Here is a 12,031-nt window from a genome sequence, read left to right as displayed (position 1 = left end):
AGGATGAAATCAAATGGCAGCACCTATCATTTGGGATGAGAAGAAGAAAGTCACCGGCGACCGTGTGACCATCGACCCCATCACCCGTCTTGAGGGTCACGGGAAGATCGAGATCTTCCTGGACGACAGCGGGAATGTGAAGAACGCATACTGGCAGGTCCCCGAGGTCAGGGGATTCGAGAGATTCTGCATCGGCAGGCGTGTGACCGAGCTCAACCAGATCACCGCCAGGCTCTGCGGAGTCTGCCCCGGAGCGCACCACCTTGCCTCCACCAAGGCAATCGACGGATGCTACAGCGCCAAGCCCACCGAGGCCGCGTTCCATATCAGGGACACGTTCTACCACGCCCACTTCATCCACAGCCACATCGCGCACTTCTACGCGCTCGCCTCCGCCGACTTCGTCGAGGGGCCCGCCGCGCCCGCCGCGCAGAGGAACATCCTCGGCGTCGTCGGTACCGTCGGCCTCGAGCTCGGAAGCGCCGTCCTGAAGGCCCGTGCCAACGCCCAGAAGATCCAGGGTATCATCGGCGGCAAGCCGACCCACCCTGTCATGGGCGTTCCCGGAGGAGTCTCCAAGGCCATCTCCAAGGAGGAGGCGGCGGAGATCCAGTCCTACACCGATGACCTCGTCAAGTTCTCCCAGACCTCGCTCAAGGTCTTCCACGACCTCGTGCTCGGCAACAAGGAGTACCTCGACATCATCCTCAACAAGGACCTCTACTACCACGAGACCTACCACATGGGCCTTGTCAACGACAAGGGCCAGCTGGAGTTCCACGACGGTAAGGTCCGCGTTGTCGACCAGACCGGCAAAGAGCACGACCTGTACGACCCGAAGGACTACCTCGACCACATCGCCGAGGCGTCCGAGCCCTGGTCCTACGAGAAGTTCCCCTACCTGAGGAACCCCGGATACAAGGGACTCGTGGACGGACCCGACTCCGGTATCTACAGAGCGACCCCGCTCGCCAGGCTGAACGTCTGCAAGGACATCTCCACCCCGCTCGCCAACGAGGAGCTCAAGGTCTACCGCGAGACCTTCGGCGTCAAGAACGGAGAGCCCGTGCAGTACACCCTCGCCACCCACTGGGCCAGGCTCATCGAGATGCTGTATGCGGCCGAGAAGCTCAAGGAGGATGCGTACTCCGACAAGCTCACCGACCCCAACATCAAGCAGTTCGACCTCGTTCCCGGAGGACGCGGTGTCGGATGCGTCGAGGCTCCCCGCGGAACCCTGACCCACGACTACACCTGCGACGAGAACGGAATCGTCACCGCCTGCAACATGGTCGTCGGAACCACCAACAACAACGGCCCGATGTGCATGGACGTCGCCAAGGTCGCCAAGGCCCTCATCAAGAACTACGATGTGTCGCCCGGCCTCCTGAACATGGTCGAGATGGCCTTCAGGGCGTACGACCCCTGCAACTCCTGCGCTACCCACTCTCTGCCCGGGCAGATGCCTCTGACCGCGGAGATCAGGAACAGCGACGGGTCGCTCTACGACACCATCACCAGGAACTGAAACATCTCCGGGGGCGTGAGCCCCCATTCCCCGGCCCTGCCGGGGATCAATTATTCTGTCAGAACATTCGATGTGGGCAGCCGTCAGGCCGGCGGCCGCCGATGCAGCCATCCCTCGATCGAGCTCAGGATGATAGAAAAGGTTCAGAGCGACGTATGGCGGGGAGAGTTCTCGTCATCGTTCCATCTCCTGAACTTGCGGTCCTTCACCATCAGGTCCTTCCTGAAGCCCAGATCGATCCCGTCCAGGAGATAGATGCGCGCATCATCGAGGTCCACCAGGTCCGAGTTCATGATCGGCCCCAGCAGAGGCGTTCCGATGGCGTTCACCGGGGATCCTCCCAGAAGCCTGTTGAATGCAGGTACGATGATGAAAGATTCGGGGAGATGCGCATATCTTTCATCGGATTCTTTGGCGAACCTGCCGCGGAGCCAGCAGGGCTCCGACATATGCGAGCCGACGCCGTCCCTGAAGAGGACGGCGGGATGGCAGTGCCCCATGATCAGCGTCTGCTTGGACATCACCTCGGCCGAGGGCCAGGTGTGGCCGTGGACCAGGCCGATGTTCCCGGAGATCATCCCAGTTGCCGGATAGATGCGGACCGCCCCCGGGACGAAATCCTCGATGGAGGTGTCATGGTTCCCGCGCACGATGCAGACCTCTGAGAAATGCTCCAGGAGCCTGTCGCAGAAGGCCGGTATCTCGCGGTACTCCTGGCGGGTCGAGCCGGGCACGGAGTCCTTGATGTCCCCGATCATTATCACGCGGTCGATGTCGGTCCCGGCGGCCTCGATGATACTGTCGAACATCATGTCCGTGTGCGAGGTCAGATGGACGCCTTTGGCGCCCATATGCGCTTCCACGCCGATGTGGAGGTCGCCGATCACCAGGGTATCGTCTATCTTCAGCGCAGGGATGCCGGGAACCGGCTGTATGTCGGCCATCAGATGCCCAGGCGGTCCAGCCCGTTGCATATGGCTTTGGGTATGTACCTGATGACGTCTGTGGCGATCATACCGTACGAGAACTTCGCGAAGGCGCGCTCTCCTGCTTTCCCGGACAGGTATGCTCCGAGGCAGCCTGCGTCGTAGGCGTCCATCTTCTTGGACATCAATCCTGCGATTATCCCGGCCAGGACATCGCCCGTCCCGCCGGTCGTCATGCCCACGGACCCGGATGAATTGTATTTGATCCGTTCTCCGTCCGTGATGATGTCGTCCTTCCCTTTCAGCACGATCACGGCGTTCATATGCGCCGCAGAGGCCATGGCGTTCTCATCGTTCCCTTCGCTGTTGGTGAGGCGCATGAACTCCATGTGGTGGGGCGTGAGGACCGTCTCCGGGTTCCTGGCCACGAAGTCCATGCCGAGGGCGTTCAGGCCGTCGGCGTCGATGACGAGCGGCTTATCGCACAGCGAGACGAATTCCTTCACGGCCTCGGAGGTCTTCGGGTCGCGCCCGAGCCCGGGGCCGATCAGGACCGCGTCATTGTTCTCGGCCATGTCCAGTAGCTCCTTCACATGCTCATGGCGCAGGATGTTCCCTTTGAGCGGGTGCACCATCAGCACAGGGGACACGGCCGCGACCTCATGATAGCAGTTCTCGGGGACGGCGACGGTAGCCAGGTCGATCCCTGTCCTCATGGCGGCCATGGCGGCCATCGCCGGGGCGCCGTAGAAAGGCCCTCCGCCGATGACCAGCAGGCGGCCGTTGGCGCCCTTGTGGCTCCGGGCATCGGGCCGGGGGTACCTGTACATGTCCCCGGGGCCGGTGTGGGTGTACGCCTTCTCCGGCATGCCGATGTCCGCGATGACGATCACGCCGCAGTTCTCAGCGTCCATGCCTTCTTTGGTGTCATGCATGGTGACCGTGAAATCGGGCAGGACCTGTTTGCCGGTGCCGAACCCGGTGGGCACATCGACCGAGACGATGGTCCCCTTGAACCTCCTGGTGAGGTCGATGTACGCGGAATATTCCGGCTTCACCTCTCCGGATATGCCGGTCCCCAGGACGGCATCGACGAGCACATCGTAGCCGGTCCCGGGCGAATCGAACGGGACCTTCGGGCAGCCGGCCTTGGCATAGAACGCCGCCGCAGAATGCGATTTGATGTTCTCCGGGCTCCCGATGAGGCAGAGGGTCACATCCTCCCCCTCCATGTGGCAGGCTGCGGCTGATCCGTCCCCGCCGTTGTTGCCGCGTCCGCAGAATATGATGAACCTCTTCCCGGAGAACCTCTCGGTCAGGAAGTCCGCCAGGGCCTTCCCGGCATTGTCCATGAGGATATCGGTGCCGACCCCGAGGGCCTCGGAGTTGGCATCCATGACCTTGGAATCAAGCGCGGATATCATATGCCTCACGCGCCGTTCTTGATCAGGATCTCGCCTATGCGGGGGATGATCTCCGTCTTCTTCAGCTTGCCCTTCTCCACCCGGACGCAGCCCTTCTTCGAGGTCCAGTCGGACGGGTAGCTCTTGCTCTCGTCGATCCTGTACTCCAGGCCCAGGATTATCGCGCCTTTGGCGATCATGTCCAGGGACGGGTCCTTCACGCATTTGGAGACAGGAAGCCTTCTCCCCTGCTTGCGGGAGAGGCCTGCATCGAAATATTCCGGCCACAGGACGATGGCCGTATCGTCGTCATAAGCCATGTTATCATCCTCTCGATACAGCCGAGGAATAATAACCTGTTTCCTGCGGACGTATAAGGGCGGCCGAGGAAGAGTACAGAAATACACAAAAAGAACCGAAAACCGGAAAGCGTTGGAATGCCCCCGGGGGCAGGCCCCGGGTAAGATGGCGCTGGGTCTCACTCAACGAGCACTGCGTTGACGACGCCGCACTGTCCGGGCCTGGAGGTAACGATGGCCTCTCCGAGGTCGGTCTTGATCCTGGCGCCCTTGTTGAGGATGTTACGCTGAACGAGGTTCCTGTCGGAAGGGTTGTCGGTAACAGTGAGGATCTTCGCTTTCTTGACGGTGTTCGTCTTCTTGTCGACGACGTTGGCATACTCGGCGTAGAGGACTCCGACCTTCTTGGATCCACCCATTCCGCGGTACTGCTTCAGGGACTCGGTGCCGATCCTGGTGAACTGCTGCTCCCTGCTGATCTCGAACTTCCTCTTTCCGCGGGCGAGGATGTGCCTGCCGCCGGTGGATTTCCTGTTGGATTTACCCTGCCATAGTGCCATGTTAATCGCCTCTGCTATCGTGGACGCATATTTAATAGTATCAGTCAGCGGAATCGGTGGGCCCGACGAATCTGACGTATGCGCGGTCCCCGTCCAGGACCAGGATGGCGGCATGCCCGTCCCTGGCCGGGCCGGGGTTGACGTAGAGCGTGCCGTCGATGTACTTGGCCCCGATGTCCTCATGGATGTGCCCTGAGAGCGCCACGAGTGGGCGGAACTCATCGCAGATCTTCTTTATCGCCGGGCTGCCGACAGACGTCCCGTTGGGGATGTGGTCGAGCGTCCCGTAGGCGGGGGCATGGGTCATGAGGATCATCCTCCTGCGGGATATCGGCCTCAGCTTCGCGTCGATCTCCTCCTCAGTGAGCTCGAACGGGGTGCCGAAGATGGTGATGTTGGAGCCTCCGAGGCCGGCGACGTAGTATCCGCCTATCTCGGCGGACTTCCCGTGCATATCGGTCGCGACGGCAGATATCTTCTCGGGGAGGTCGCGGGGGTCGCAGTTTCCGGGCAGGCAGTAGACCTTGGAGCGTATCGAGGAGACGATCTCGGCGGCATCGTCGGCGGTCCCCATGTCGGTAACGTCACCCAGGAACAGGACGGCATCCGTTCCCTCAGATTCTATCAGCCTGTTGATCCACTCTATGTTGGACGCCTTCTGGTGAAGGTCGGTGATCACGAGGAATTTCATGCGGGTTCATCATCCACTTGGTACTTATCCCCGCCCCTCGGCGGTGTTGCGCCGGCGGCCTGAACCGCGTTTCTCAATCCGTCCGCAGGGTTCCTTCGGGTTTTCATGGACCGGCTGAAATAACGGATCATTGTCCGAACATCATTTGCTTGTCGTCCTGCATTCATTTCTGTATAATAATGAAAAGAAGTTCATCGTGTACGGTGTTTTATATTATGAACGCCATACAACTTTTAATGCTCAATTGAATTGGGTCGCAAAGTGAGGCCTTCAACTTTCGATTTATTATATTATATAACGAGGATAATCCCGTTCATTGCGGGATATTGGGTTTTTACATTCCTCCGCCGGCCGCATCGACGGTCTCGGCGGGGCTTCATTTCACATTTTTCGGCGAGTTCCGCCGATGCAGTTTTGCAAGAATGGGCTTCGTGCCTGCGTACCGGTCCTGTTGTGCTGCGGCACCATGCCAAGCCTTCCGTGCGGCATGTGTTTTAAACAGGCGGCCCATGGCGCGCCGCATGCTGAGGTCGATAATCTACGACAGCAACACGGGGAACACCCTCGAGATGGCCGAGCTCATCAGGAAAGGGGCCGAGAGCACCGGGGACGAGATCTACTTTGCGAAGGTGCAGGAAGCGGACCCCTCGAAGATCGCAGCTTCGGGCATAGTGTTCCTGGGCTGCCCGGCGACCGGGAAGGAGAAGTACACCGCCCCGGTGAAGAAGTTCCTCTTCGATAACGGCGGCGTGTTCTCCGGCAGGACCGTTTACCTCTTCGGCTCATGCTCGAGGGGAGAGGGGCTGTGGCTGGAGCGTCTCGCTGAAGCCCTCCGCGCCGAAGGCGCTGTCCTCCCGGGGGAGAACCTCATCTCCATCTATGCGCCGAACGAATGGGTCTCGGACCGCTGCATGGCCTTGGGCGCGGTCCGGCCGTGAAGGGCGGGACGGCGCCATTATAGAACAGTATAGAAAAAAATCCGAAACAGGTTTACGGGCCGGAGGACAGCCACATCCTCCGGCCGCAGTGGCAATCCTTCACTCGCGGATGAGCTGCTTGATCCAGGCCTTCTCTTTGCCGGAGATCTTCCCGTCCGCGGCGCAGACGATCATGGTGAGGATGACGATGTCGTCCTTGATCTCGGGAGAGACGGACCCGACGAGGTCCACAAGGGCGTCGACGGCGGCCTTGTTGTTCCTGGAGTTCAGCTTGGACTTGTTCATGATCTTCTTGGCATCATCGTAGGAGATGGGCTCGCCGACGGCCGCGGAAAGGCCGGGCGCGATGAGGGCATACTCGTCCTTGGAGAGCTTGCCGTCCGAGGCCACTGCCATCAGGACGATGTCCACGTAGGACTCAACCGCGGAGGCGAGGTCCCCGGTCACGGCCGCCATCCCGGCCAGGACGTCCTTGGATTTCGCCGCGAGGAACGCGAGGTACGTGGCAGGGTCGATCTTCTCGAACTCTTTGCAAAGCTTGTCGAATTCGCTCATGATAATCGGACTCTGTATCCTTAGGATGCGATATAAAACGTGCTATATCAATGACTGCTGGATGTAATTACAATCGATTCACGGTTTCCCATTCATGACTATCCGCTCATAGAGCGCCGCGATCTCATCGGATACCGAGACGTGGTTCTCCTCGAGGATCTTCTCCGCCTTGGCCTTGAGGATAGGATCGATGCGCGCTGATACTATCGAGCCGCGGGTCATCCTCCCCTTGCCGGCGAAGGCATCCCTGCACAGCGAGTCGATGTACTCATCGTAGCCCATCCCCTTCCTCTTGGCCATGGCGCGGACCAGGTCGGTGGTCCCGCTGCCGTACTGCGAGGATTTCTTGGTCCTCTCGGCGAGGAAACCGAAACCTAGGTCGGCGGCGACATCCTTCAGGACCGATTTGCGGGACCCCATGTCGGCCGGCTTCATGGCCAAGGGGCTTATGCGGCCGATCTCCGTCTGAACCCCCTTCTCGAGATAGGGATAGCAGAGGGTCTTGCCGAAATGGGCGGCGATGTTCCTCTCGCACGGGACCGATATCGACAGGAGCCTTTCCTTCGCCGCCTCCTGCATTATCATGAAATCGGCATCGGAGCAGCCGACGAACTTGGCGCAGCCCATGAAGTACTCGTCCGATCCCTGCCCGGTCAGGACGGTGCTCTCGGATGCAGCCATGCACACGCAGAAGAGCTGCAGCTCATATGAGATCGTGAACGGGTCGTCGGTGTTCCCGGCCACGGCCAGTTCCGAGATGAGGTCCTCGATGTTGGATTGGGAGATCTTCACATGCACCCACGGGAGGCCGAGGCGGTCGGAAAGGTCCTTGGCCATAGCGACATCGAAAGCGTTCGCGGTGCCGCAGGTGTACAGGGTTACGGAATGCGCGCACTTCTGGGCGAGCGCCGCTACGAGTCCCGAATCCAGGCCGCCCGAGCAGGCGACGGCCACATCCTTCCCTGCGGCGTATCCGTTCACAGCGCGGACTATGGAGTCCCTGAGCGCCTCATCGCATGCCATGCGCGCCTCATATCCTTATTATTATATTATAGATAAAGAGAAGAAAGCTTACGGATGGGTCCGGACAGACGCCGATATGCGGATAGACCAGTGCCGCCGATGATCATGGCACGGCCATAATGATGATTCTTAGAAAGCAGGATGGCGTGGAGGGGGGGATTCGAACCCCCGGGTCACTTAGTGACATCAGATTAGCAGTCTGACGCCTTACCAGGCTGAGCCACCTCCACCTGCGGTCGCGCATATCAGTTAGTCCTATTAAAATGTGACAGATTGAGGGTTTCCGCCCCAGGCTGCGCTTTCAGATCGAATCTGTCGCATTTCTTGGAAAAACAGATGATCTCAGGCGGGCCTAAGATTGAAAGCATAGAAATTTATTTATATTAGCCCTAAATAGTGGGGTTTACCTTGAAACATCGGGAACACCGGTGCCTAGAGGGGAAACAACTGCTTCCTCGGAAGTATTATATACTACCCAGGAATCAGGAGATTCACACGACGCAATCGGAGCGGCTTTCACGAGTTGCTTCGACACTGTGCTGTGCTTTCGGACTGTTGAAAAACATCCCGGAAGAAATGGTTAAATACTTCCTCTGTTTACAGGGGAATGCGCGGGAACAGAACCTCAAAACATCTGTTTCCGTATATGGAGAGTCAAGATCTCCTTCCGAAATCGGAAGTGCACTCTTGAACTCTGACGTTCGATGCTACGAATGTCTCGTGAAATAACGGACATTCTTAGAGTGTGCCGTCACGGGACATAGGTGAAACGTGGTAAACTGCCAGTTTCAGTTTCATTCATCTGATGACGATGTCAATAAGATTTGACTCCGGTTGATCCTGCCGGCGGCCACCGCTATAGGAATTCGATTAAGACATGCGAGTCTAGAGAGCAATCTCGGCGGACTGCTCAGTAACACGTGGACAATGTGCCCTAAAGTGGGAGATAATCAGGGGAAACTCTGGATAATATCCCATAGACCATGAGATCTGGAATGACTTATGGTTCAAAGTTCCGGCGCTTTAGGATCGGTCTGCGGCCTATCAGGTAGTAGTGGGTGTAGTGTACCCCCTAGCCTATTACGGGTATGGGCCTTGAGAGAGGGAGCCCAGAGTTGGATTCTGAGACACGAATCCAGGCCCTACGGGGCGCAGCAGTCGCGAAAACTTCACAATGGGCGAAAGCCCGATGAGGGAATTCCTAGTGCTAGCACTTTTGTGTTAGCTTTTCTTCAGCGTAGATAACTGAAGGAATAAGGGCTGGGTAAGACGGGTGCCAGCCGCCGCGGTAATACCCGCAGCCCGAGTGGTGGTCGATTTTATTGAGTCTAAAACGTTCGTAGCCGGTCTGATAGATCCTTGGGTAAATCGGGTTGCTTAACAGTCCGAAGTCCGAGGAGACCGTCAGGCTTGGGATCGGGAGAGGTAAGAGGTACTTCAGGGGTAGGGGTAAAATCCTGTAATCCTTGGAGGACCACCGGTGGCGAAGGCGTCTTACTAGAACGAATCCGACGGTGAGGGACGAAGCCCTAGGTCGCAAACGGGATTAGATACCCCGGTAGTCTAGGGTGTAAACGCTGCAGACTTGGTGTTGGGGGCCCTACGGGGGCATTCAGTGCCGGAGAGAAGTTGTTAAGTCTGCTACTTGGGGAGTACGTCCGCAAGGATGAAACTTAAAGGAATTGGCGGGGGAGCACCGCAACGGGAGGAGCGTGCGGTTTAATTGGATTCAACACCGGAAAACTCACCAAGGGAGACCATCACATGAAAGCCAGGCTAATGACTTTGCTCGATTCTTGGAGAAGTGGTGCATGGCCATCGTCAGTTCGTACTGTAAAGCGTTCTCTTAAGTGAGATAACGAACAAGACCCTCACTTATAATTGCTAACTTGATCTCCGGATCAGGTGCACATTATCGGGACCGCTGGCGCTAAGTCAGAGGAAGGAGAGGTCAACGGTAGGTCAGTATGCCCTGAATCTCTTGGGCTACACGCGCGCTACAAAGGGCGGGACAATGAGTTCCGACACCGAAAGGTGAAGGTAATCTCGAAACCCGTCCGTAGTTCGGACTGAGGGTTGTAACTCACCCTCACGAAGCTGGATTCCGTAGTAATCGCGAATCAACAACTCGCGGTGAATATGCCCCTGCTCCTTGCACACACCGCCCGTCAAACCACCCGAGTCGGGTTTCAGTGAGGCTGCCTTTTTTGGGGTATTCGAGCTGAGATTCAGCAAGGGAGGTTAAGTCGTAACAAGGTATCTGTAGGGGAACCTGCAGATGGATCACCTCCTACGCAGGGTTGGGCTTCGGCCCAACCCTCACACATATAGCGAATAAATTGCAAGGAAAATCGTAAAAGGTTTTCTCGGCAGTTCCTAGGCAGCTTACCACGCACTAAACGTAGCATCGAACGCCATTTCATTTCTATCTTTGTTTTGCTTTGATTCAGACACGTCTTCATAGCCGTCTTTCTTCGTTCTTCATCGGACATCTGCTTTCTGCATTGCTGCCTATGTTCGCTGCACGATAAGGTCCTTATCCGGCAAGAAGGCATCGGACGGCATACGCTGCGGTCGAATCGTTCTGCGGCCGCCGATCATCGATCGTCAGCTGCGGAAAATACGCCGCAGGTCAATGCAGGCTCCGTCAGAATACAATGAGTGGTAGTCCTGCCCGGATTCGAACCGGGGTCGCAGGCTCCAAAGGCCCGAATGATTGACCGCTACACTACAGGACTGTAATCCGACCCAGCAATTCTCCGTATAAAATATGAGCGATAATCGGCTGAATTCGGCTTCAATATACCGCCGGTATCTCCGGGAGAAGGCATGCGGAGGCAGGCCTTCAGAATAAAAACTGAGGGATCGGCTCAGTCAGCTCTCTTCCCTATCAGGTATGTAGGGAAGGCATCAGTAACCGTCGCCCTGATGAACGTTCCCAGCGGGATCTCTTCGCGTATGGCGATGGGGCGGTAGTTGTCCGTCCTGGCTATGACGGACCCGTCTTCGGACCTCTCGCTCACGAGCGCGGAGTATGTCTTCCCGACCATGGACGAGTTCACGTCCTTCTCGGTCTCGTTCTTGACGGCCGTGAGCTCGGTGGACCTTTCCTTGAGGATCCTCCCGTTGAGCTGCTCCATAGAGAACGCCTCAGTGCCGGGCCTGGCGGAGAAACGCGTGATGTTCACCGTGTCGGCCCTCAGCTTCCTGATGAGGCCCATGCTGGCCTCGTGGTCCTCCTCGCTCTCGCCGGGGAACCCGGCTATCAGATCGGTGGCGATGCTCATGTCCGGCCAGCGTTCCCTTATCCTGCCGACCAGGCTGAAGAAATCCTCCGAGGTGTAATGCCGCCTCATGTTCTCCAGGACGGCATCGCTGCCGCTCTGCACTGGGATGTGGAGGAACCGGTAGACGCGCGGGTCCTCGAAAACGTCCATGACGGAGTCCAGAACCGGCATCAGGCTGTTGGGGTTCATCATCCCGATGCGGATGCGGTAGTCTCCGTCCTTTTCCAGCAGGGACCTGACCAATTCCCCGAGGTCGGTGCCGATGTCCCTGCCGTAGCATCCGGTGTCCTGGGCCGTGAGCAGGATCTCCTTGGCTCCGCGGTCCAGCAGGTCGCAGAACCTTTTCTTCAGGGCCGTGGGTTCATAGCTTTTCAGGGTCCCCCGCGCGAAACGGGTGATGCAGTAGGTGCAGTTGCCGCGGCAGCCCTGGGCTATAGGGATTATCGCCGTGGTGCCGATATGCTCGGAAGTCACGGCTTCGCCGCACCCGTAGGCCCCGGCGACTTCATCGGCGAACCTGCCGTAGTCCTCCGGGGGTATTATAAGAGACCCAGGCAGGCGTACATTGATCCTGCCGGCCTGAACCTTGGCCATGCAGCCGGTCACGATGACCTTCTTGCCGGCTGCCTTAAGCTCGTTCATCCTCTTGATCATCCGCTTCTCCGTGGTCTCCACTACGGTGCAGGTGTTGAGGACGACGAGATCGGCTGCATCGGCGGAGGGGGCGCGCCCGTATCCGAGGCCGTCCAGGCGCTCGGCGAGCTCTTCGCCCTCCCCGTAGTTCATCGTGCAGCCGTACGACTCGACGAAGTACTTCATGC

General features: G+C 58.2%; 10 protein-coding genes, 2 tRNA genes and 1 rRNA gene. 3 read left to right on the top strand and 10 right to left on the bottom strand.

Features of this window, described 5'->3' with window-relative positions; genetic code table 11:
* The first annotated feature begins 13 nt into the window (after positions 1-13).
* The gene (locus O8W32_03650; protein ID WII09924.1) at positions 14-1,528 is read left to right on the top strand and encodes a Ni/Fe hydrogenase subunit alpha; all 1,515 of its coding nucleotides are present in this window, start codon (positions 14-16) and stop codon (positions 1,526-1,528) included.
* Positions 1,529-1,671: 143 nt separating this feature from the next.
* Here the strand turns inward: O8W32_03650 and O8W32_03645 are convergent, their stop codons facing one another.
* From O8W32_03645 to O8W32_03625, 5 genes are all read right to left on the bottom strand, one after another.
* A complete protein-coding gene (locus tag O8W32_03645; GenBank protein WII09923.1) occupies positions 1,672-2,472 on the bottom strand; it encodes a metallophosphoesterase in 801 nt (266 codons plus the stop codon).
* Positions 2,472-3,878 (bottom strand): NAD(P)H-hydrate dehydratase, encoded by a 1,407-nt coding sequence (locus tag O8W32_03640; GenBank protein ID WII10042.1) that lies wholly within the window; start codon positions 3,876-3,878, stop codon positions 2,472-2,474. Before O8W32_03640 ends, O8W32_03645 begins: the two co-directional genes overlap by 1 nt.
* Before the next feature lie 5 nt (positions 3,879-3,883).
* The gene (locus O8W32_03635) at positions 3,884-4,177 is read right to left on the bottom strand and encodes a signal recognition particle subunit SRP19/SEC65 family protein (GenBank protein WII09922.1); all 294 of its coding nucleotides are present in this window, start codon (positions 4,175-4,177) and stop codon (positions 3,884-3,886) included.
* Between the two features lie 158 nt (positions 4,178-4,335).
* Entirely contained in the window at positions 4,336-4,716 is a 381-nt protein-coding gene (locus O8W32_03630) for a 30S ribosomal protein S8e (protein WII09921.1), read from the bottom strand.
* 40 nt (positions 4,717-4,756) lie between these two features.
* Complete coding sequence (locus O8W32_03625; protein WII09920.1) at positions 4,757-5,407, bottom strand: metallophosphoesterase; 651 nt, start codon at positions 5,405-5,407, stop codon at positions 4,757-4,759.
* Between the two features lie 521 nt (positions 5,408-5,928).
* Here O8W32_03625 and O8W32_03620 point away from each other — a divergent pair.
* Entirely contained in the window at positions 5,929-6,345 is a 417-nt protein-coding gene (locus O8W32_03620; GenBank protein ID WII09919.1) for a flavodoxin domain-containing protein, read from the top strand.
* Between the two features lie 99 nt (positions 6,346-6,444).
* Here O8W32_03620 and O8W32_03615 read toward each other — a convergent pair whose 3' ends face one another.
* The 3 genes from O8W32_03615 to O8W32_03605 form a co-directional block, all read right to left on the bottom strand.
* The gene (locus O8W32_03615) at positions 6,445-6,900 is read right to left on the bottom strand and encodes a TerB family tellurite resistance protein (GenBank protein WII09918.1); all 456 of its coding nucleotides are present in this window, start codon (positions 6,898-6,900) and stop codon (positions 6,445-6,447) included.
* A 78-nt stretch (positions 6,901-6,978) separates the two neighbouring features.
* Positions 6,979-7,923: an asparagine synthase-related protein gene (locus O8W32_03610; GenBank protein WII09917.1), complete on the bottom strand. Its 945-nt coding sequence runs from the start codon at positions 7,921-7,923 to the stop codon at positions 6,979-6,981.
* Between the two features lie 142 nt (positions 7,924-8,065).
* A tRNA-Ser gene (locus O8W32_03605) sits at positions 8,066-8,153 on the bottom strand.
* A 597-nt stretch (positions 8,154-8,750) separates the two neighbouring features.
* On the opposite strand from O8W32_03605, the gene O8W32_03600 reads away from it, so the two are divergent.
* A 16S ribosomal RNA gene (locus O8W32_03600) occupies positions 8,751-10,215 on the top strand.
* Between the two features lie 370 nt (positions 10,216-10,585).
* On the opposite strand, the gene O8W32_03595 is transcribed toward O8W32_03600, so the two are convergent.
* Positions 10,586-10,661, bottom strand: a tRNA-Gln gene (locus tag O8W32_03595).
* Between the two features lie 132 nt (positions 10,662-10,793).
* Positions 10,794-12,029, bottom strand: coding sequence for a tRNA (N(6)-L-threonylcarbamoyladenosine(37)-C(2))-methylthiotransferase (locus O8W32_03590; protein WII09916.1), 1,236 nt, complete (start codon positions 12,027-12,029; stop codon positions 10,794-10,796).
* Positions 12,030-12,031 lie beyond the last annotated feature (2 nt).

The organism is Methanomassiliicoccales archaeon LGM-DZ1 (genome assembly GCA_030168595.1).
Classification (GTDB): domain Archaea; phylum Thermoplasmatota; class Thermoplasmata; order Methanomassiliicoccales; family Methanomethylophilaceae; genus Methanomethylophilus.
The sequence above is the reverse complement of the archived record's forward strand: the minus strand, read 5'-3'. Positions and strand labels throughout refer to the sequence as shown.

Coding starts and splice junctions, on each gene's coding strand:
- O8W32_03650 (WII09924.1), top strand. CDS start 14: ATGGCAGCACCTATCATTTGGGATGAGAAGAAGAAAGTCACCGGCGAC.
- O8W32_03645 (WII09923.1), bottom strand. CDS start 2,472: ATGGCCGACATACAGCCGGTTCCCGGCATCCCTGCGCTGAAGATAGAC.
- O8W32_03640 (WII10042.1), bottom strand. CDS start 3,878: ATGATATCCGCGCTTGATTCCAAGGTCATGGATGCCAACTCCGAGGCC.
- O8W32_03635 (WII09922.1), bottom strand. CDS start 4,177: ATGGCTTATGACGACGATACGGCCATCGTCCTGTGGCCGGAATATTTC.
- O8W32_03630 (WII09921.1), bottom strand. CDS start 4,716: ATGGCACTATGGCAGGGTAAATCCAACAGGAAATCCACCGGCGGCAGG.
- O8W32_03625 (WII09920.1), bottom strand. CDS start 5,407: ATGAAATTCCTCGTGATCACCGACCTTCACCAGAAGGCGTCCAACATA.
- O8W32_03620 (WII09919.1), top strand. CDS start 5,929: ATGCTGAGGTCGATAATCTACGACAGCAACACGGGGAACACCCTCGAG.
- O8W32_03615 (WII09918.1), bottom strand. CDS start 6,900: ATGAGCGAATTCGACAAGCTTTGCAAAGAGTTCGAGAAGATCGACCCT.
- O8W32_03610 (WII09917.1), bottom strand. CDS start 7,923: ATGGCATGCGATGAGGCGCTCAGGGACTCCATAGTCCGCGCTGTGAAC.
- O8W32_03590 (WII09916.1), bottom strand. CDS start 12,029: ATGAAGTACTTCGTCGAGTCGTACGGCTGCACGATGAACTACGGGGAG.